The organism is Embleya sp. NPDC055664 (genome assembly GCF_053618075.1).
The window spans coordinates 81592-102328 of record NZ_JBSHGZ010000023.1 but is presented as its reverse complement, the minus strand read 5'-3'; the positions used below and the strand labels follow the sequence as shown (position 1 = coordinate 102328).

General features: G+C 70.3%; 14 protein-coding genes, 3 pseudogenes and 1 CRISPR repeat array. Of the genes and pseudogenes, 10 read left to right on the top strand and 7 right to left on the bottom strand.

Annotated elements, in window-relative coordinates; all coding sequences use genetic code 11:
- Positions 1 to 7: 7 nt before the first annotated feature.
- The 5 genes and pseudogenes from ACWGR4_RS30560 (at position 8) to ACWGR4_RS30540 (ending at position 3244) form a co-directional block, all read left to right on the top strand.
- On the top strand, positions 8 to 481 hold the full coding sequence (locus ACWGR4_RS30560) for a hypothetical protein (RefSeq protein ID WP_452129471.1): 474 nt from the start codon (positions 8 to 10) through the stop codon (positions 479 to 481).
- A gap of 322 nt (positions 482 to 803) precedes the next feature.
- On the top strand, positions 804 to 974 hold the full coding sequence (locus ACWGR4_RS30555; protein ID WP_452129472.1) for a hypothetical protein: 171 nt from the start codon (positions 804 to 806) through the stop codon (positions 972 to 974).
- Between the two features lie 210 nt (positions 975 to 1184).
- On the top strand, positions 1185 to 1892 hold the full coding sequence (locus ACWGR4_RS30550; protein ID WP_452129473.1) for an IS110 family transposase: 708 nt from the start codon (positions 1185 to 1187) through the stop codon (positions 1890 to 1892).
- Positions 1893 to 1982: 90 nt separating this feature from the next.
- A pseudogene (locus tag ACWGR4_RS30545) lies at positions 1983 to 2732 on the top strand (tetratricopeptide repeat protein); the annotation flags it as partial.
- An 81-nt stretch (positions 2733 to 2813) separates the two neighbouring features.
- Positions 2814 to 3244 (top strand): annotated as a pseudogene (locus ACWGR4_RS30540) (NUDIX domain-containing protein).
- Positions 3245 to 3716: 472 nt separating this feature from the next.
- On the opposite strand, the gene ACWGR4_RS30535 reads toward ACWGR4_RS30540, so the two are convergent.
- Positions 3717 to 4064: a hypothetical protein gene (locus ACWGR4_RS30535; RefSeq protein WP_452129474.1), complete on the bottom strand. Its 348-nt coding sequence runs from the start codon at positions 4062 to 4064 to the stop codon at positions 3717 to 3719.
- Positions 4065 to 4271: 207 nt separating this feature from the next.
- Entirely contained in the window at positions 4272 to 5258 is a 987-nt protein-coding gene (locus ACWGR4_RS30530) for a protein-L-isoaspartate O-methyltransferase family protein (protein WP_452129475.1), read from the bottom strand.
- A 450-nt stretch (positions 5259 to 5708) separates the two neighbouring features.
- Between ACWGR4_RS30530 and ACWGR4_RS30525 the strand changes: the two genes are divergently transcribed.
- Complete coding sequence (locus tag ACWGR4_RS30525; RefSeq protein WP_452129476.1) at positions 5709 to 6149, top strand: DUF4259 domain-containing protein; 441 nt, start codon at positions 5709 to 5711, stop codon at positions 6147 to 6149.
- Between the two features lie 634 nt (positions 6150 to 6783).
- On the opposite strand, the pseudogene ACWGR4_RS30520 reads toward ACWGR4_RS30525, so the two are convergent.
- From ACWGR4_RS30520 to ACWGR4_RS30510, 3 genes and pseudogenes are all read right to left on the bottom strand, one after another.
- Positions 6784 to 6939 (bottom strand): annotated as a pseudogene (locus tag ACWGR4_RS30520) (IS110 family transposase); the annotation flags it as partial.
- 215 nt (positions 6940 to 7154) lie between these two features.
- Entirely contained in the window at positions 7155 to 8318 is a 1164-nt protein-coding gene (locus ACWGR4_RS30515) for a cell wall protein (RefSeq protein WP_452129477.1), read from the bottom strand.
- A 2595-nt stretch (positions 8319 to 10913) separates the two neighbouring features.
- The gene (locus tag ACWGR4_RS30510; protein WP_452129478.1) at positions 10914 to 11552 is read right to left on the bottom strand and encodes a TetR/AcrR family transcriptional regulator; all 639 of its coding nucleotides are present in this window, start codon (positions 11550 to 11552) and stop codon (positions 10914 to 10916) included.
- 49 nt (positions 11553 to 11601) lie between these two features.
- Here ACWGR4_RS30510 and ACWGR4_RS30505 point away from each other — a divergent pair, with 49 nt between their 5' ends.
- Both ACWGR4_RS30505 and ACWGR4_RS30500 read left to right on the top strand, forming a co-directional pair.
- Entirely contained in the window at positions 11602 to 12276 is a 675-nt protein-coding gene (locus tag ACWGR4_RS30505) for a class I SAM-dependent methyltransferase (protein WP_452129479.1), read from the top strand.
- 982 nt (positions 12277 to 13258) lie between these two features.
- Positions 13259 to 13765 (top strand): peptidase inhibitor family I36 protein, encoded by a 507-nt coding sequence (locus ACWGR4_RS30500; protein ID WP_452129480.1) that lies wholly within the window; start codon positions 13259 to 13261, stop codon positions 13763 to 13765.
- A 169-nt stretch (positions 13766 to 13934) separates the two neighbouring features.
- A CRISPR array of direct repeats spans positions 13935 to 14382; the repeat unit is 37 nt; unit sequence GTTGCGACCCTCGGCCAGCCCGAAGGCTGACCGCCAC.
- A gap of 217 nt (positions 14383 to 14599) precedes the next feature.
- On the opposite strand, the gene ACWGR4_RS30495 is transcribed toward ACWGR4_RS30500, so the two are convergent.
- Positions 14600 to 14827 carry a hypothetical protein gene (locus ACWGR4_RS30495; RefSeq protein WP_452129481.1) on the bottom strand — a complete coding sequence of 76 codons (228 nt, stop codon included), beginning with the start codon at positions 14825 to 14827 and terminating at the stop codon, positions 14600 to 14602.
- A gap of 174 nt (positions 14828 to 15001) precedes the next feature.
- Here ACWGR4_RS30495 and ACWGR4_RS30490 point away from each other — a divergent pair, with 174 nt between their 5' ends.
- On the top strand, positions 15002 to 15472 hold the full coding sequence (locus ACWGR4_RS30490) for a hypothetical protein (RefSeq protein ID WP_452129482.1): 471 nt from the start codon (positions 15002 to 15004) through the stop codon (positions 15470 to 15472).
- Between the two features lie 2228 nt (positions 15473 to 17700).
- Here the strand turns inward: ACWGR4_RS30490 and ACWGR4_RS30485 are convergent.
- Positions 17701 to 19092, bottom strand: coding sequence for a tetratricopeptide repeat protein (locus tag ACWGR4_RS30485; protein WP_452129483.1), 1392 nt, complete (start codon positions 19090 to 19092; stop codon positions 17701 to 17703).
- A 504-nt stretch (positions 19093 to 19596) separates the two neighbouring features.
- On the opposite strand from ACWGR4_RS30485, the gene ACWGR4_RS30480 reads away from it, so the two are divergent.
- A complete protein-coding gene (locus ACWGR4_RS30480) occupies positions 19597 to 20574 on the top strand; it encodes an asparagine synthase-related protein (protein ID WP_452129510.1) in 978 nt (325 codons plus the stop codon).
- The last annotated feature ends 163 nt before the right edge of the window (positions 20575 to 20737 follow it).

The window sequence follows — 20737 nt, the reverse complement described above, 5'->3', positions numbered from 1 at the left end:
TCGACTGATGAAGGCAGTGCAACCACATCTGGTGATCACGGCGTTCTGTGGACCTGCTCCAGTGCCTGCTCCGGAGCCTGGCCGGGCGGTCGAATTTCTGCACCTGCCGATCCGAGACCTCGACACGCCGCCTTGGGGCGGTTGCGAGCAGGTCGGCTCGGCGCACCTGGAGTCCCTGATCGAGGCTCTGGGACGGTTGCCGGACCGGCCTCGTGTCCTGACCATGTGCCTGGCAGGCCTGTCTCGATCGTGTGCGGTGGCCCTGGTGTCGGCCGAGTTTGTGGCACAAGGTGCCGCACTAACGCTGTGGCGGCGATTGGCTGCGACACCGGTCCCGTTCGCCCCGAACCCCGACCTGCTGCGGCTTGGCGCAGACCTGTTGCCAGGCTCCGGTGCGCTGGCCCGAGTACTCGCCGAGACGCAGGATCGTCCCCGGAGCGCGAACGCGCGGTCGGCGGGGTCGGTCCGGATCGAACTGTGATGGGGCAATGTGGCGCCGAACTCAGTGCGCATCATGCGGCGGAGGGACGAAACGTCAACCACACCGCGTCACGGCCCCGCACGCCCGCAACCCGTGAACGCATGGGCTTGATTCGGTTTGACGGACACCCTGTCTGAGGGGTTTGCCCCTCTTGGGAGGATGTCCATCATGGAGCGCATGGGGAAGAAGAAGCCTTGGCCTCGCCGCTCGTTCACGTCGGAGTTCAAGGCCGAGATCGTCGAGCTGTGTCGGCGCGGTGATCGTTCGGTCGGTCAGGTCGCGAAGGGTTTCGATCTGACCGAGGCCGCGGTGCGCGGGGGTCGTGCGAGCCGAGGTCGACGCCGGGGAGCGTGAGGGTCTGACCAGCGGCGAACGCGAGGAGTTGGCCGCGTTGCGGCGGGAGAATCAGCGGTTGCGCCAGGACGTGGAGGTCCTCAAGCGGGCCACGGCTTTCTTCGCGTCAATGCCAAAGTTGAGGACATCGGCCGGGTAGCGATGCAAGAGTGGCAGGCGCCGGCGGGGTTGGCTCGTTTTTTCGCTGCCCCGCATCTTGGTGGCTTGTCCTTGATGTGCCGCCCCGCCGGTCCGGCGATCTCTGCGGTGTGGCCTGATAGAAGCGTGCCCGCTTGCCCGATTTGAGGCGTGCCCCCGTGGAGAACGACCGCCCTGCCCGCGCGTTCGTGCACCCCACCGGAGGCGACCTGTGATCGCGGTCGGCATCGACTCCCACAAGAAGACCCACACCCTCGTCGCGGTGGACCGGGTCGGCCGACGCCTGGCCCAGGTCACCGTCGACGCGACGCCCACGGGGCACAGGCGAGCCTGCGACTGGCTGCGGCAGTTCGACCGGGCCCTGCTCGCCGTGGAGGACTGCAGGCACCTGACCAGGCGTTTCGAAGCCGACCTGCTGATGGCGGGCCACGCCGTGGTCCGCGTGCACACCCGGCTGATGGCCGGCGCCCGCCGTTCCGCACGCGAGCGCGGCAAGTCCGACCCGATCGACGCCGAGGCCGTCGCCCGCGTCGCACTGCGCGAGCCGAACCTCCCCAGGGCCGAACTCGACGGCCCGACACGCGAGGTCAAGCTCCGGGTGGACCACCGCAGGACACTGGTCCGCCGACGCACGGCCACCGCGAACAAGCTGCGTTGGATGCTGCACGAACTCGACCCCGAACTGCCCGTTCCCTCCCGGGGCCTGCGTCGGTTGTGTGTCCTGGACACCCTGGAGGAACACTTGACGAGCCGGGCCGGCGTGGTGGCCGAGATCGCCCTGGAACCGGTCCAGGACTGCAGGCTCCTCACCGTCCGCATCAACCGCGTCGAGTCGCAACTCCGTTCACTGGTACGGGAGTTGGCTCCGGGGCTCCTGACCGTGCCGGGGTGCGGCGTGCTGGGTGCGGCGATGATTTGACCCGCCCGGCCAAGGCCCCGCCATGCGCGGGCTCCTGGCGCGAGAGCGCGCTCACCACGATCGGCGTGACCGAAACCACGAAGAGGCTGAGGGCGGCGTGACATTGTCGCTCCTTCGCCCGTCGGGCAGGTCCTGCGGCCGGACGGGCGGCGCTTCGGCGGCGGCCACGGCCTGAGCACCGTCACCGCCTACCTCGCCGACACCGCCGCCCCGATGCTGCGCGGGCGCTTCGCCGCGGACACCACCCGGCGGGCCGCGTTCGCGGCGGTAACCGAACTTGCCTACCTCGCCGGATGGAAACACCACGACCTCGGGAACGAAGGGCTCGCACAACGGTACTATCAGGTCGGTTACCAACTCGCGTGCGAGGCAGACCCGTACGGCCACGCCGCCTGGATAATGCGCGCCCTGGCCCACCAGGCCCTCAGCCTCGGCCACCCCCACCACTGTGTGGACCTCGTCGAGAACGCACTCGCCGGCGCCGCGGGACCCGCAGCCGGAACGGTCGTCAGCCACACCGCCCGCACCCTGACCGGACTCGCTGACCACACCGGCACCGAAAGACTCCACCGCGAAGCCTTCCTGCGATGGGACCCCGACAAGTACCGCCGCGTCCACGTCCTTACCCACGCCGACCTCGGTGACAGCCTCGCCGCCCAGGCCCGCGCCGACGAAGCCGTCGCCGCCTGGACCCGCGCCCTGACCCCCGCCGAAGGCATGGCCTCCGACCGCACCCGCACGGCCGTCACCAGCATGCGGGCGACCCTGACGCTCTAGCGTGGACGCGGCGTCCCCGGCGCGGCCGACCTCGAACACCGCATCCGCGACGCCCTCGACTGAGGACACCACCGCACCGACGAAGGGACCGCCGTGGCCCGACCCGCCCACCGCACCTCCCACCTGCCCCCCGCCACCGAGGCGATGACCCTCCTGGTCGCGGCCGTCATCGTCCACGACCGCGACACCGACCGGGTACTCCTCCTACGACGCGGACCACAGGCGAAATTCGCCCCCGGCTCATGGGACCTCCCCGTCGGCAAGAGCGAACCCGGAGAACCCGTCACCACCACCGCTATCCGCGAACTCCGCGAAGAGACCGGCCTGATCGTCGACCCCACCACCCTGCGCCTCGCGTCGAAGGTCCGAACGGCTTCCTCACCGTCGTCTTCGCCACCGACACCTGGACCGGCGAGGCCGTCAACGCCGAACCGGCCAAACACGATCGCGTCGCCTGGATGGACGCCCGCGACCTCCCCACCGACTTCGTCACCACCACCGCCCGGGCACTCGACGCGTACCTCCACCACGGCCCCGACACCACCCTCCACGGCTGGGACCGGACGAGAGGCTGACGCTTCGGCGCGCAAGGACGACGCGATGCCGGTGCGGTGCCCGCACCGGTTGCCGACGACGAATCTCCGGTTGTGCCCCCGTCGGCGTCTTGAGGGGCCCGGCAGCGGACCGCGCGTTGATCGCGCACCCGACCCGGTGCAACGTGCGATGTGCCGGCCTGCGGGCGGTGGGCTCGGTCGCGGTGATCGTCGAGCGCGCCGCGCGTTCGTAGTCAGGAGCCCTGCTGGGTAGGGCGGTTTGCCGACTTGGCCCAGTCTTGGAGCCGGAGCGTTGCCCAATGCTCCGACAGGGTTTTCGCCTCGACCCTCGTCAGTTCATTCCTGCAGGCGCGGAGGCCGAGTTTAGCCAGGGAGTCGGCGAGTTCGTTGAGCGAATGCCTGGTATGCCCGCGAATATGGAGGAAGTTCGCGCTTCCGTCCCTCCCGCACAGCATTGCGCAGTTTGATCAGAGTCGGGATCTTTCCGGTCGCTCTATAGATAGGCCGTGGAATAGCTCGGGGGAAGCGCGGTTTCGCCCGTTTTCCAGCTGCGCATGTACCTCAAGGCGTCGAGGCTGTCGGTGAGGATCGTCACGGTGTGGTCGGGATGAGCCGAACGCGTCTTGGTGAGCCCCAGGGCGATCGCGCGCAGTTCCGCCACGATGGTGCTTTGCGGCCCGGGCGTCCGCGCCGGCATCGGGTGGGCTCTGATCCCGTACAGACCGGACGTGGAAACGTATGCCGTACTGGTGGTTTCGCCGCGCTCGGCGGCGTCCGTGTACACGAACACGGAATCGCCTTCCTGGTGCCACTCGCCGGGGACGACGACCCGTCCCGTCACGGGCCGCCCACTCCGTTACCCGGGTGCATGCAGCTCCAGGTCGGGCGCGCCGAACCAGGGCCGTTGGTCCACTGTGCCCTCGATATCGACGACGACTGTCAGCCCGAAGCGGTCCACGGCCGGCTTCCCGCCCTTCTCCCAGCGGCGGTAGGCCCTCTGGACTTCGCCCCACAGATTTCTGGGCCCAGCCTCGCGCGCCTGGGGGTCTTACCCGTCGCCGAATGAGGCCACGGCAATGGACGGACCCCTGCCGGTGTCGGCGCCGTAGAGCCACAGGCTCGTACTCTCCGCGCCGCGGACAAGCCGCGGTACGCAGTGCGGGACATGCAGTCCGATGACGAACTCGGCGGGTTCGTACAGGGCCCCGGTGACGTCGGCGACGTCGATGTCCGGCTCGGACACGCGCGCGGTCGTCGTCCAGTCGGGCGGGAAGGGCGACTGCGGGTAGCGGACGCGCTGGGACCGGAGCTTCATGAACGCGAGTGGGGCAGTGAACGGTCCGGAGGCCCGGCCGGGTTCGGTCACGGTCAACACCGTGGCCCAGTCGTACGTGGAGTAGTCGGTGCCCCACGGCATGACGATGACGCCGCCGGGGCGCGTTTGTTCGATCCATGCGGCCGGGGTGCGCCGTACGCCGGCGGTGACGTGTACGCGGTCGTAGGGCCCGTGGGCGTCGTGTCCGAGTGTGCCGTCACCGGTGACGACGGTGACGTCCTGATACCCGGCTTGGGCGAGGTTCGTGCGGGCCTGTTCGGCAAGATCCCCGTCGAGTTCGATCGTGGTGACGCGGCAGCCGCGCGCGGCCAGGAGCGCCGCGGTGTATCCCGTGCCGGTGCCCACCTCGAGGACGTTCTCGCCGCCGGTGACGTCGAGATCGCCGAGCATGCTCGCGACCGCGGACGGCATGGACGCGGACGACGACGGGTTGTTCCCCGGCTCGTCGCCGGTGTGGTCGCCATCGTCCCATTGCGTGACGAGCGCATTGTTCCCCTGTACGACTTCGTCCCATGCGTCGCGACCGTGGCTGCCGGTCTCGGTGCGATCGATGACGGTCGTGTACCGACTGCCGTCCCACGCCCAGATGCGATCGGGTGCGAAGTCCGCGCGGTGGACTGCCCCGAAGGCGTCTTCCCAGCCGGCGGGGAGGGCGTTCGCATCGGCAAGGAAGCGTGCGATACCGGACGCGGGCGTCACTTGTCGTCGCGGTGGCGGCCGGGCCCGGGGGGTGTGTTGCCGTCGGGATGGTCGTTGGGACCGGTCGGCCTCGGATCGGGCCGGGGCTCCTGGAGCGGAGCGGGGCCCTTGCCTCGGTTACCCATGCGGTCCTCCCTGATTCACCCCGACCCCCTGGGACGGAGCACGCCGTCGGGGTCGTCGCGGCGTCGGCCTGGTTCGCGCGCGGAGTGTGCCTCTCGCAACATAGGGGCGACATCCGTACACGGTCCATCACGATCCGCAAGGATGAAGCGACCCAACGTCATCACGTGCGTTGTCGATCCCTTTGGAACCACCGGCCGCAGACCGGCCCCCGACCAGGACCCCCATCGGATGCCAGTGCTCGAAACACCCTCCGTCATCGCTTCATGAGCCGCGTGTCGGTGATCCACGCGAACATCGGCGATGGAGCGACGTGAAAGGAACGGCATGGGCACCTGGGACATCGGCCCCTTCGACAACGACATGGGCGCCGACTTCGCCGACACCCTGGACGAAGCTCCCGCAGCCGACCGCGAAGGCATCATCCGCGACGCACTCACCACCGCGATCGCTACCCGCGGCTACCTCGATGCCTTCGAGGGGACGGAAGCCGTCGCCGCCGCCGCCGCACTGATCGCAGCCCAATGTCCCGCCGGAGTGCCGATCGACTCCAGCCACGGCCCCGAGGGATCCGTCCCGCTGCTCTCCTTCGACCTGCGCGCGCTTGCGGTCGAAGCGCTCGGCCGGGTCGTGGCCGCGGACTCCGAGGTCGCCGACCTCTGGGACGAGACCGGCGACGGTCTGCGATGGCGACAGGGCATCACCCGTACCCGGAAGATCATCGAGGCCCAAGTCCAGCCCCGGGAGAACGAGTTGCCGAACTCCTGACTCTGCGTCACGGCTCCGCGCGGGCGGATCCGGACCTCGGCGGCATCACCCTTCGGCGGCGCAGGTTGTCTCCCCCGCCGAGCAGCAGATGCTTCCACGACCCACCCACAAAGCCACCAGTCGAAGACCCGGCGCGTATGCCGCCCGCGGCTGATCAGCCAAGTCCCGCAACCATCCGAGCGCGGCAAGCCTCCCCGACGGAACGGGCGGTCGCGACGCGTTCTTCGGGCTGTGGGAAACGATCTTCCCCGATGTGGGAAATCGCCTACCTGTTCGTTGGCGAAACTGCAGGTCGATCCGCACTCGTGAACGGCCCGCATCGATCAGCCGGACAGGGAGGGTCGCCACGGCCACCCGCCTCGTCGATTCCGTGATGTTCGGCCCGAGTTCACGTACTACGCCGATGACACCGAAGTCGTCGTGCGCCGGCCGAAGGGCGGGAAGGAGGGCGTCACCGACGGCATGGCCCCCTGCGCGCCGTACGCGTACCGGGCCGTCACTCGGGCCGACGGCACCACCGACCTCGTGGCGCCCCATGTCCTCCCCGTCGCCATACTCCAGCCGACCGGGCACCCGAATGACCGACCACCGGACTCCGGCCACCACACCCGCCCAAGGAGTCTCGATGACGGAGTCAAGCCGCTTGCCTGACCGGCGGGGCGGAGGTGAAGACCCGGTTGTCACGCAGGAGGGCCCACAGGACGCCGGCTCGACGGCGTGCCGGGGTGATGACGGCCCGGAGGTGTTTGCGGCCTTCGTCGCGCTTCTTGAGGGGGAAGTCCCGGTTCGGTATACGAGAACGGGTCCGAGGTTGGGCGACATGGTGCTCGGCCGTCGAGGCGGGAGCGACGTACGAAGACATCCCCGTCCGGCTTCGCGGGGGCCGACCTCGAAACCCCCGGGGCGATGTCGTCGCCGAGCGGAGGTTCACGTGCGTGGACGGGTGGCGTTCGTACGCCTCGCGTCGGGCGCCGGGCTCGATCCATGACCGATCGCCGGTGGGGGTCAGTGAGTTCCCCAGTGGATGGTGGTGGACGCGGCGAGGTTGCCCGCGCGTCGTACGAGGTCGGTTCCGTACAGGTCCAGGGCGTCGGCGAAGTCGCTTTCGAGGTGTTCGATGACGCGGACCAGGTCGTGGCGTCCCGCGGCGCGGGCCGCGCGGCGCGCCTCGTTCGTGCGCGGTGGTACGTCCGTCGGGTCGGGGGGCGGTGGGAACAGCCGGTTCATGCATGCGCGCCAGGCGGGGTTGTTCATCGGGTGGACGGCGGCGGCGTGTTCGTCGGCGCGTTGCGCGTCGAGGGCGGCTTCGTGGCGGAGCCGGGCGGTGATGAACGCGGCGGGTCGTTGCGGGTGCCAGTCGTCCAGGCCCCACGCGGTGAGTTCGCCGGTGATGCGGGGGCCGTCGAGTCCGCGGTCGATCAGCGGTCGCAGGGCCCAGGCGAGGCGGCGCAGCGTTTCGTGGGCGGTCCAGGTCACCCGGGCGCGGACCGCGGCGGCGACACGCACGTCGCGGGCCACCTGCAGCGGGGAACGGCCGCCGGTGACACGGTCGTTGCCCGCTTTGGCGCGGGCTGCGGCGGGCCGGGCGGACAAGGCCCGTGTGGTGCGGCGCGTGCGTGTGTCCCTGAACCCACCTATCGACCAGGACCGAGGCTGGGGAGTGGGGATGTTCAGGGAAGGGGGCGCATCGTGCGGGGTCCGATCGTTCGCGGCGGAGCGGGTGTCGGGGGCCGTTGCGCGGGTGGAGGCGAGGGTGGGACGTCGTGGGGGCGTGATGGTGGAGGCGGCCGCTCGGGCGCGGCCGGCGGGGGTGAGGCCGACCAGGCGGGCGGTGTAGCCGTGGCCGGAGATGCGGTGGCCGTGGGCGTGGTCGTAGGCGGGCGGGACGACGGCGGCGTAGACGGTGCCGGTGGCGGTGTAGGGCCGGCCGGGCCTGCGCAGGTTGCGCCGGGATCCGTGGATCCGCCAGGCCAGGGCACCGAGTTCGCGCAGGATCGCGACGTGTCGTTTGACGGTGGCGCGGGACAGCCGCAGGCGCTCGGCGGTGGCGTCGAGGCCGTAGATCACGGTCCCCTCGTGGTGGTCCATGCGAGCGGCCAGGTCCCGTGCGACACGGGCGGTGGTCGTTCCGGCCTTGGGGTGCGCGCGCGTGGCGATGAGCCAGGCCACGGCGCGCAGCCACGCCCGCGGTCGGACGCGACGCGAGGCGGTGGATCCCACTTCCTGTGCGTGGGTTGAGCGGACGAGCGGGACGGTGGCGGTCGGCGAGGAGCGGGGCGGGCGTGGGTGGCGGGGTGCGGAGGCAGGCTGGTGATCCGCGGGGGCCGGTGCGGTCTTCGCTCCCGTGGTGATCGGGGCGCGACGGCGGTCCGCGAGGGTTGCCGGGCTGCGAGGACGGTACCTGCCGCCGTCGTGCGTGCCGATGGGGGGAGCGGTTTCTCGGGTGGACGATGCCCGGGGCGAGGCGTAGCGCCGTGGGGCGGCGGGTTGTCGTGGTTGCGGTTCGTCGCGGATTCCGGCGTACGTTCGTGTACGGGACGCGGGCGGTGGATCGGCGGAAGGCGTGTGCATGGGGTGTCCATCCTTGGGAAGGCAGGGCAGGGGAGGATCCAGCCACGGGTCACGGGTTGCGGTGCTGCGTGCGCCGGGGATCCGTCTGGGAGCGAGGCGTTACGCGTCTGTACCTGAACCGGGTTGGGGCGTGGTGCTTCAACCGCTGGGGGCGGCGGGTGCCGGAGGCGGGCGCGAGTCCGGGATCGGCCGCGGCTTGTTCGGGTAGAGGCAGTCGACGAAAGAGGCGTCGGTGTGCCCGCGTTCGGGGAGTTCGCGGCGCCACCGGTGGGAGAGGCGGATGCGGGAAGCGCCACGGCGCCACGGTGTGTGAGGCGCACCGGCGTGGGTGCGCTCGCGAGGTGTCGGGGCGCCGCGCATGGTCGAATCCGCCTTGTCGTCGTCGGACCCGCCCGGGACTACGTGCGGCCGGGGTCGGTGTCCGCGACGGCGGGTGGGGACGGTACCTCCACTCTTCGTTCGCCGTCGCCACGACTGGGGGATCGCCGCAGGGCGGGTCGCCGACGCGTGGTGGGTCGGTTACGACCGAGGAGGGCGTCGGTCGGGTGTGGTTCGTCGTCCTCGACGTGTGCGTTCGGCCCGGGCTGTGAGTGCGCCGTCGTGTCTCGCGCGTTGCCGGTCGGCCGTCATTGGAGTCCGTCGCACCGTGAACGAGCCTCGCGGACGTGAGTGTTCATTGCCGCGTCGGGCCGCGCTTCGCCACCGCCGTCCTCGGCGTGGCGGTCTCTGCCGGGGACGCGGCCGGTTCGGGCGCCTGTGCCGGACTGAGGTTGGCGCCCGTTGCGACGGTGTCGGCGTGGTACGCAATGGAGCCGCATGCGCGCGCCATGGGAGGACCGGACTCGGTAGCGTGGGGTGCGCCAATGGATCGGATACAACTCTCGTTGCTCTGAGCGGAGTTGGCAATCCTTCAGCGAGTGTCCGTGATCCCGGCCGAGGCGGTGTCCGCTCCGGACCGACCGAGGTCCCGCTCCGGGGATCGCACTTCGCGGCAAGGGATCGATGCTAGGGGATGGTGCCCGTCGTTGTCGTCGGTCGGTTGGTCCGGAGCGGACGAAGCGGATGGGCCATCTGGTTCCGTGCCGGCAGCCACGGCAGAACATGCGCGTGCGCGATCTCGGGCGTCAAACTCGCTTACCCACGGGCCGACGACTCCGCGTCGCGCCCATGGCCCGTCGTCTCGGTGGTTGGCGCCTGCATGCTGTCGCCAAACTCCCCGACACCGCGGGATGCGGCGGGTGGGACGCTACCGCATTGCACCGAGGATGCTTCCCCATCATCGTGGTCGAGGATGTCGGCGGGGCGTTCGTCGGTGTCCGGGTGGGCTCGGACGCCCGGCCGCGTGTGGTCGAAGACAGCCTTGGCAATCGGGTGGGGCGAAGGGATTGTCTGCCGTGCGATGGTCCGGTCGGCGCCACGACGAGGGTTGGTTACGGAAAGGCGACCCCGGCGGCGGCTCGCGAGGTGTGCCCGGACAGAGCCTGGTCAGCCCGTACATGGTTCGAGGACGGCGTTGCGCAGGGTGGGGCGAGGGCGGCCACGGGCACGGCGGCGGGGGCGGTGATCCCGGGCCACACCGGCACGGTTCCCCCGGCGGTGATCGCCAGGTTCGCCGCCGGGATCGTGCCTGTGTACAGCAGGAACGGTGCGAGACCGCCCAACGAGACGGTGAGCCACTCCGACCAGGACCATGACCGAAGGGACGGTGCAACGCCCGCTCATGGCGCAGCCAGCGATGTGGTCGAGACTCATTCGGAACCGACAACTGCTGGGAGCACGGTGGTCCCCCGGCGGGTCGCTCCCCGGGCCCGAGACGCAAGGACAACTCGCCGGCAAGGCCGGGAAGGAAGTCGCCGAAGCGGATGGGGATCCTGCCTGCCGCTGATGCTGCCCGTCGTGGTCGCCGTCGGGGCCATCGCCCTCGGGTGAGCAGTGTCCCGGGCCGACGCCGACCCGGGGCACGCGCCCGGACCTACGGGAGGACGAACACGGTTACCACCGCAAGGATGGCGGCAGCCAGCAGGCCACCTACCGTCTGGACCGCGACGTCGCGGCCGAACCTCAACCACGGCCTACTGGTCCGACGACTTGGGTGGCCGGGATGATCCTGTCGGTGTGGGGTTCGGCACGGGTGTCGGCCGGGTGGTCGGGTACCGGCTTTGCGGGCTGGAGGACGTCGTGATGTCCGTCCGTTCAGCCGGGGTCGGCGCAGAGCTGGGAGGTCAAGGTGCTGCGGGCCCACTCTTCCCACGTGTCCGGTGACCAGTTGCGGTCGCGGACGAGGATTAGGTAGAGCTGTGGGCTGAGCAGGCCGAACAGCAGGTCTGCAGCCATCTCGACGGAGAGGCCGGGACGGATGTCGGGTTTGCGGGCGAGGGCTTCGGCCGCTGCGTACTGCACGGTGTAACGCGGGTCGGGGCCGTCCGGCCACTGCGCGGCGATTTCGGGGTCGGTGGCTGCGGCCGACGCGATCAGCGGCATGATCGGGGCGACCCGGCCGAGGATCGCGCGGGTGCCGCGGACGTGCGCGCGCAGCTGGCCGGCTGCGGTGGGCTCGGCGCACGCGGCGCGAAACCATTCACGATCCATCGTTGCGACCGGCTCGGTATCCCCGGCGATGGACGCGTCGACGACGTCCTTGAACAGCGTGCGCTTGTTGCGGAAGACGAAGTAGACCGTCTGGACGGCCACGCCCGCCCGATCCGCGATCTCCTGCAGGCTCGTCGCCCCGTAACCCCGCGCGACGAACAGCTCGCGAGCCGCCTCGACGATCTTCTCGCGCGTGCGTCGTGAGCGCTCGGCGCGCTTGTCCGGCCGCTTGACATTGTCCATGTGGCGAGCATATCTCTAGAGTTCGACACTAGAGATTGACTCTAATTTCTTGGGGGAGACGATGGACCAGTCCAACACCACCCGGAAGCCGGACCCGGCCTCGACACGGCGAAACCCGGAAGAGGAAGCCGTCCACCGCGCACTGGAGGGCTACTACCGCACCGGCAAGGCACCATGGGACACCGGAGTGACACCGCCCGAGCTGGTCACCTTGACAGAGGGGCACGGCGCACTGCCGCCCGGCCGCGCCCTCGAACTCGGCTGCGGCACCGGAACCAACGCCATCCACCTCGCACGACACGGCTGGAAGGTGACAGCCGTCGACCTGATCGACCGCGCAGTCGACCAGGCCAAGGAGAAGACCGCGCAGGCGGGAGTAACGGTGCGACTGCTGCACGGAGACGCCACCCGCCTCGACGACCTGGACGCGCCCGGCCCCTTCGACCTGTTCTTCGACCTGAGCTGCTACTGCGGCATCCCGCTGCATCGCCGCGACGCCTACGCCGCCGGGCTCACCCAACGCGCCGCTCCCGGAGCACGATTGCTGATGTTCGGATACGGCCCCGAGCCACACGGCAACTCGACCACCGAGATCACGTCATGGGCGGCAGGCGTCACAGCCGACGAACTCCGCGCCAGATTCCCCGGCTGGGAACTGCTCGACGTCACACCCGGCACCAACTCGGTGCCGACCTTCTGGTTCACACTGCGCCGCGACGCCTAAGCTGCCGCAGGGGTTGATGTTGGACCAGAAGCGCGCGAGTTGCCCCCGCTCGGGCCGCCGCCGGTCGGTCCGGCACGACCGCCGCCTCCGCGCACGGAAGGGGTCGGTCGGGTGAACTACCGCCGTGGCGGCGGAGATTCGCCTCGCCGAAGACGACGCATGGATGGCATGATGCAGCCGAGGAAAACGCTGCTACCGGCTGGTAGAACCCCGGGTCATCCAGCGTCGGCCCCGCGCAGGCGGGGATGTTCCGTGGTCGGTGCCGCGCCTGCGGGCGGCGTCCGAGTCGGCCCCGCGCACGCGGGGGATTCGGTTCCTCGACGATTTCGGCGCCCGCGTACGCGACGCGCCGCCGTGCCTGCCGACGTCCGCGTCGACGGCGGAGTCGAGACCGATGGCTGCGATCCTTGGTCGACCCAAGGGTCGACCGCCACCTCGCGTGGACGGGGACCCTGTACGACACCCCGAAGGTGATCATCCCCGGACTCCCGGCTGAGCTGCTCCGGCGCCGCGAGTACCCGGCACGGATGATCTCGGAGGAGGTGAATTCCCCGGCGGCCCCGGCTACGCCCGGCGAGAGCGCACCGGCGACCGGGCTGCGATGACACTTGGTCGACGAACGGCACATGCCCGGGCGCAGCGTCTCCTTCACCGGCCGCCGGCGGCACGGAAGTGCGCTCCCGGCCGGGCCGGCGCGGTGCCCGCAGGACGGGGTGTGGGTGCCGGGTAATGAGGTTCCAGGGTTGGCAATTGCCTTGACCAGGGCGGGAGTTCATATCGTGTTTGCTTGCCCGGGTGCCTCGGGTTCGACTTAATGGGTACGGGAGCGGCGCGGAGCAGAACCGGTCCGGTGAGCACGTCCTGCCCTACGCGAGAGAGTCCGCGAGGGTCCACCGGGAACCCCCGCCGCCCCGTTCCTCGATCCATCGAACCGCGCGAACGTACCGAACGTATCCATGCGAACGGACAGCGAGGGTATCGAATGAAGATCAAGTCAGCCGCACTGGCCACCGCGGTCGTCGTCGGCCTCGGCTTACCCGTCGGCACAGGCGTCGCCGACGCCGCCCCCACGGCGGCATCCTTACGGACACAGATGGCCCGGGTGCTCGCCGAGCACCCCGGCGGCGTGCAGACCGGCGCGGACACCGTCTCCTGGCAGAACGGCGCCGTCACCTTGAAGCTGGCAAGCCTGCGCGGCGCGGCCGACTGCGGCTACAACCAGTTCTGTCTGTGGGAGCACAGCGGCTTCGGCGGGCGAATGCTCGCCTGGAACGCGATCCCGGCGATCTGCTCGGGCCTGATCATCAACCTGACCGACTACGGCTTCAACGACCAGGCGTCGGCCTGGGCGGACAACTCCCCGTCGAGGTTCGTCGACGTCTGGAACGACTACGGCGCCGGCGGCGGCCGCATCTGGAGGATGCTGCCGGGCGCGAGCTCGCCCAACGTGCAGTCGAACGACGCGGCCTCCAGCCTGGACTGCTACTGACGATCCACCCGTCGGTTGCGATGCGACGGACACCGACGCGTCCGTGAGTGCGTGGGCCCACCCGGCCGCTCCGAGCAGCGGACGGGCCGGTGGGCCCACCCGGATCAACAGGCGTCGAGGATCGACGCGAGGGCGTTCGGGCCCACGCGAACGAGTCCGTTCGCGTCGTATCGCGACCCTCGGTCGACCCGAAGGCCGACCGCCACTCACTCGCTGCGCGCTCGCCGAGGTCGCCCAGCTCATTGCGGCCCTCGGTCGACGACAGGTCCCCCTTGCGGTAGCCGGCGTTGTCATTGCGACCCTCGGCCAGCCCGAAGGCTGACCGCCACCCCACCCCGGCATCGAGCCGGTGTGCCGACTGTGGTTGCGACCCTCGGCCAGCCCGAAGGCTGACCGCCACCGCGAGCTGGTTCGCGGCCTTCAGCGCGGAGTCGTCGTTGCGACCCTCGGCCAGCCCGAAGGCTGACCGCCACGGCCCGCCACGGCGTTCGGCAGGTACTGCTTCGCGTTGCGACCCTCGGCCAGCCCGAAGGCTGACCGCCACCTCCCGCGCAGCCGCCGTCGCCTTGCACGAAGCGAGGTTGCGACCCTCGGCCAGCCCGAAGGCTGACCGCCACCCCTGTCGGAGCAGGAAAATCCCGCCGAAGGCACTGTGTCCGGAAGCCCACCGACATTCACGTACTTGAGCAAAGCGGACCTTCGAATTCGGCGCACCCGGCGTGTCGCATGTGTGCTCGGGGTTCCGAAGCAAAAAACACTGTCCCCTGCGGCGACTTCGTCACCGACACCGACGCAGCCTATCCCGCAGACCGGTCACGCTCTCCACATCGGATGTCAACGAACTTCAAGGCCGACCGCCACGTGGGCAGCCCGAAGGCTGACCGTCACTCCCTTGCGCGCCACGAACCGCGGCACGGCCTCGTAGTTGCGACCCTCCGTCGGCCCGAGGGTCGACCGCCACGCGGGTATCCCGGCGGCCGAATCCGCCACTGCGCTGTCCTCCAGACCCGGCGCGTACAGGTCGTTGCGATCCCCGACCGGCCGAGGCCGGTCGCCACTCATGTGCCTCCCGAGTGCTCGCTGGCGTTAACCGGTTGCGATCCACGGTCGGCCCGAAGGTCGACCGCCATCTGGTCGGCCACCGGCATCACTCCCGGCCGACCCGAAAGGGTGACCCGTGCAACCCCGCAACGGCCTCGACGGTCTAACCCAGGACATCCACACCCTGGGGGCACAGTGCAGCGCATCGCTCGACTCGCAACGACCGCCGCCGTTCTGGCGGCAACAGGTCTCCTCGCCACCGGCTGCGGCGGCGACGGAGACGACGACAAGGGCGCCAAGCCTGCGGCGGTACCCGCCGCTGCGGGCAGCCAGTCAGCCGCCGGGCAAACGGCCGCAGTGCCGGACACGGCCGCCCTGGAGACCGCCGTTCGGGCCTACACCGAGTACCTGTTCAAAGGCAACGGCGCCGGTGCCTACCCGATCTTGTCGACCAGGTGCCAGGACAAGATCAGCAAGCCCGAGTACGACACCCTCGCTGCCGAGGCAAAAAAGACCTACGGCGCGCTGACCATCAAGTCGATCAGGGTCGACCAGATGTCCGGCGACATGGCCCGCGCCTCCTACGACGTAGGCGTGCCCGCCCTCGAACGCAAGGGGCAACCCTGGACGCGCGAGAGTGGTACATGGCGTTGGGACGCCTGCTGACCCACCCGGCACAACCCCGAGGCCCCGCCGCCGCGCGGGGCCTCGCCCAGGCGAGGCGGTGACAATGTGCCGCCCCGCATCAACGACACAGTGCGCGCCGCCGTCCTCGCCGACATCCAGGCCAGGAAGCTCAGTTGGGATGTCCCGGCTCACCCGAAACCGCGCCCGCTCAACCTCGGTCGGCCCCGTGCGAGCGGGGATTCGGTTCTTCGCCGTGCTCGGGGCACACGTACGCAACACGCCTCCGGTACTTGCCGATGTCCCCGTCCAAGATGGAGGCGGCACCGATGGCGGCGATCCCAGCCGGCCCGGATCCATCGCCACTCGACGGGCACGGAGAGGGCGACTGGGGTGAACTACCGTACTCCGGCCGGAGGTTCCCTTCGCCTCAGACGACACAGGGTGGCAAGATGCAACCGAATGAGAATGGTGTTACCGGCTGGTGGAACCCCAGGTCATCCAGCCTGAAGACTGACCGCAACACCCACCGGGGTAAGCAATGCCGCCTCGGTGGCAATGTTGCGACCCTCGGCCAGCCCGAAGTCTCACCGCTGCTCTGCATCGATCCGCGCACCAGCCCGGCGCCGCTGGCGTTGCGATCCCCGACCGACCGAAAACCGGTCGCCACTACGCGACCGGGTCAGGGTCGTCAGACGCTCGGCGAGTTGCGATTCCCGACCGACCCGAAGACCGGTCGCCACTTCCCCACGTCGGCTTGTTCGTCGTGGTGGGCGGAGTTGCGATCCACCGACCGGCCCGAGGGCCGGTCGCCACCGTGCCCTGGATGTAGGCCCGGCCGGCGCCGATCGTGTTGCGATCCCCGACCGACCCGAAGGCTGGTCGCCACGAGCGCCCTGCGGCCGTGTGAAGTAGGAAGAGTAAGTTGCGATCCCCGGGCAGCCCGAAGGCTGACCGCCACTCGGACCCACCCCGAACACGTCCCGCCCCATGCCGTTGCGATCCCCGGGCAGCCCGAAGGCTGACCGCCACCCCGCCTCGGCCATCAACCCCCCGGCAGGCCCGAGTTGCGATCCCCGGGCAGCCCGAAGGCTGACCGCCACCATGGGCCCGATACGGCAAGATCAGACGGCAGTTGTTGCGATCCCCGGGCAGCCCGAAGGCTGACCGCCACCCTGCCCGAGCAGGGAAATCCCGCCGAAGACACCGTGTCTGGAAGCCCGTCGACGTTCACGTCCTCAAGCAAAGCGGACTTTCGACTTCGGCTCGGTCGGCGTGTCGCGTGTGTGCTTGAGGTTCCGAAGCCGGGCACGTTGTTCCCCGCGACTGCGTCGATACCGACACAGGGCAGCCTATCCGTCGGCGCCGCCCGCATACCGGTACGCCGTCGAACCAGCCCGAGAGCCGACCACCACGCGGACACGGCCCAGCTGAGTCGCAGCTACGAGCAACTGCGATCCACGGTCAACCTGAAGGCTGACCGCCACTTCGACGTCGCCGAGTGGTCGTGGGTTGCATTGCCGTTGCGACCCTCGGCCCGCCCGGAGGCTGACCGCCACAAGTGCCCCGCCACCAATGACGATCGGCGGTTCGTAGTTGCGACCCTCGGCCCGCCTGGAGGCTGACCGCCACTGGCACATCCGGAGTCGGCCCCAGCACGCCCCCGAGGTTGCGACCCTCGGCCCGCCCGGAGGATTGCGATCCCCGACCGACCCGAAGGTCGGTCGCCACTGGGCGACGACTCCGATTCCTGACCTCGGGCACGACATTGCGATCCCCGACCGACCCGAAGGTCGGTCGCCACGAGGACGCCCTCGCCGCCGCCGACACCGGCGCCGCATTGCGATCCCCGACCGACCCGAAGGTCGGTCGCCACGCGGCGTCCGGGCGATTCCACGCCGCACGCAGCATATTGCGATCCCCGACCGACCCGAAGGTCGGTCGCCACCCTGTCCAAGCAGGGAAATCCCACCAAAGGCATTGTGTCCGGAAGCCCGCCGACATTCACGTTCTTGAGCAAAGCGGACCTTCGACCTCGGCGCGGACGGCGTGTCGCGTGTGTGCTCGGGGTTCCGAGGCGGGGCATGTTGTTCCTCGCGACTGCGTCGATACCGACGCAGGGCAGCTTATCCCTCAGCCCGGACCGCACACCGGTACGCTGCGGAGCCGGCCCGAAAGCCGACGACCAGGGTGACGCGCGACCTACAACGCGCAATCCTGCAGGTGCGGGGATTTCCGTGGCCGTGTGCGCTGCCGGTCCGGCCTGTTGCCTATTGTGCGATGTCGGGTGTCCAGGTGGCGCGGGCGCGTTGTTCGAGTTCGTCGGCGCCGGGTACGCGGTCGCCGCGCAGGCGGTGCAGGCGGGCGCGCATGTCCCGGGCGGCGGTGTCGACTTTGAGGGAGCGGATGCCGTCGGCGCAGGTGACGAAGTCGTTCCAGGTGGCGATGGCGCCGTCGGTGTCGCCGCCGCGCAGGTGTACTTCGCCGAGGTCGGCCAGGACGATCGCGCGGGTGCGCTTGCGGTCGAGGCCGTGGATGTCGAGCGCGCGGTGGAGATGGGTGCGGGCCTCGTCGAGTTCGCCCAGACGCGCCAGGATCATGCCGGTGTCGTGGGACCACCGGCCGATGCTGTAGTGGTCGGCCCACGAGGTGCCGGTGCTCGTGGCGGGCGCGCGTTCGATCTGGGTCTGGGACGACGTGAGGAGACGGGTCGCGGTGGCGTGGTCCTGGTCCAGCGCGGCGGCTTGGGCGAGGGTGGCCTGGTAGTAGGCCTGTGCGCGCGGGGCGTGGAGGTCCTTGGCGTGGTGGACGCATTCCTCGGCCAGGCGCACGGCGGTGGCGCGGTGACCGGCGTCGATCGCCTGGACGGCCATGCCGCGCAGGGCGGTGGCGGCGAGTTCGCGGTCGATTCCGAGTTCGGCGAGACGGAAGGCGTGGGCGTAGTAGCGCTGGGCCGCGCCGGTGCGGCCCTCGTCCTGGGCCATCCACGCGATCAGGTGGGCGAGTTCGCCGACGGCCGCGTGGAGGTCGCGGCCGGTGGTTTCGGTGTAGGTTCCGGCGAGCCAGGGTGCCGCAGTGCCGGTGAGGTAGCGCACGGCGAGGGCGCGGCCGCCGCCGAGTTCCGCGGCGGCGTCGGCGAACGCGGTCGTCATGGTGCGGATGGCGTTGACCTCGGTGGCGCCGACGTGGACGGTGCCGGTGCGGGCGAGTGTCCTCGGGGTGGCCTCGGCGGGTGCGCCCGGGAACGAGAGCAGGCCCAGGACCGTGCCGGTGGCGGTGAGGAATTCCCGGCGTTCCACGTCCGCGCCTCCCAAGGCCGCCGATGCGGCCACGATGTCCGCGCCTTCGGGCGCTGGGACGATTCCTACCCCGTCGCGCCCGCTCGTGACCGATGATCGGGTCGGATCCACGAAGCCCAGTTCTTCGGTGGCCATTCCGAAGATCCGCTCCAGCGCGTCGCGGTGGACGCGTTGGGGCCAGCGGCTGTGCCCCGCCAACCAGCGTCGCACGGTGCGCTCGTCGAAGAAGACGTTCAGCCCCAGGCGTCCGGCCTGTTCGTCCAGATGCTCGGCGAGGTCCCTGGCCGAAGTCCAGCCTCGGGCGCGGGCCCGCTCGCGCAGACACGCGTTCGGCGTGCGGTGGATGGAGGCCGTGCTGCCCATCAGGCACCCCCGGGCACAACGACGGGAACCGAGTCCCCACCGTAGAACAAGGCACCCGTCCGTCGGGGCGGCTTGCGCGTCGTCCCCACGCAATGTCCGTGGTTAGTCCGTGCTTTGTCCGGTGGTTTGACCTCCACCCGCCGTCGACCGAGGCGGTGGACTGGTGTCACCGGCGGACGCCGGAACCGGAAGGTCCGGCGCGGAGCCGGACATCGCAGCGAAGGAGTACCGGAGGAGGACGACGTACCGTTCGCCGGTGATGGTCGACGGTGGCGACGCGAAGGCGGCAACCCTCGGCAAGAACAACTTCAACCGGATCGACGGAACGATGTACAAGGAGAAGCGGCCCGGCGTGGCCCCCTCCGCCCGTTGAGCAGAACCGACGGTACGCCCGCGTGTGTACCGGTCGGTCGCGCCGCCGGGAACGACGTTGCGATCGTTCCCGGCGGCCGGAAGGACCTTCCCTCGATGCACACGGAAACCCTTCATGGAGGGCCCGTGAGAATGATCGCGGGGGCCTGGATGCCCCCCGACGTGGAACTCGATATTCGTCCGGCAGGCAGTGTCGAGTACACGAACCCCCGGTCGCCGATCTGGACCACCGGCTACCCGACAGGCGTCGTCCGCGTGTTCGCGGCCGGCACGCGTCGACTGTGGATCGCCGGTGTGTGCGGCGCGAGCGACGAGCGCCTGCGCGAACTCCTCGTGGCGCCCGCGCCCTGGTGGCCCACGACCCGGACCTTCGCCGGCTCGTTCCTGGCCGTCCAACGCCGAGGCGCGAGCCTGACGATCCGCGGCGACACGGCCGGCCTGCGCACCGTCTACTGGGCGCGGCGGGGCCCCGCCGTCCTGTGGGCGGACGCCGCCTCTCCCTTGGCCGCCGCAATCGACGCCGGCCCCGATCTCGTGCGTGCGGTCTGTGCCCCGACGGTCAGTGGCATCGACGCCCTCGGCCCGCACAGCCTCTTCCACGAAATCCACCGCGTTCCACCCGGGGCCGTCCTGGAGATCGACGACGACGGAGTCCGGGTACACCCCGCGCCGGAACCCGACGCTCCCGAGGCGAGGGACGACCGTCGCGAACGGGTGGCCGCCGCGCTCACCCGCGCCGTCACCACACGCGTCCTGGGCGCCCGGAACCCCAGCACTGATCTGTCCGGCGGCAAGGACTCCGGCGTCGTCGCCGCACTCGCGGGCGCCGCCGCACCCACCCGGGCCTACACCTGGCGCGACCGGTTCTCCGTCAACTCCGACCTCGATCACGCGTTGCGCATCGCAGCCGCCGTGCCGGGGCTGCGGCACGAAGTGGTCACCGGCACCGAACACACCGCGAACTACCGGGACTCGACGACACGGCCACATACGCCGCCCCATCCAGCACACGGTCGGCCACGAGCCAGCCCCGCCGACGCGCGACCTCCCGCTCGAAGCACGAACTCGCCACACGACCCAGGATGCGAGCCGTCCCGCGGATCGATGTAAGTGCTCGTCGCACGAGATCCGGACGACGCCGATCGTCGAAGCGGGCACCGGGCCCGAGAGAATGCCCCACCCGTGAGGCGTTCGGCTGGCGGGACCCGGACCGCAGGAGGACGCCCACGACAAGGGCTTCGGGGTGGGCCGCCCGGCGGCCGTGAACGTCGGA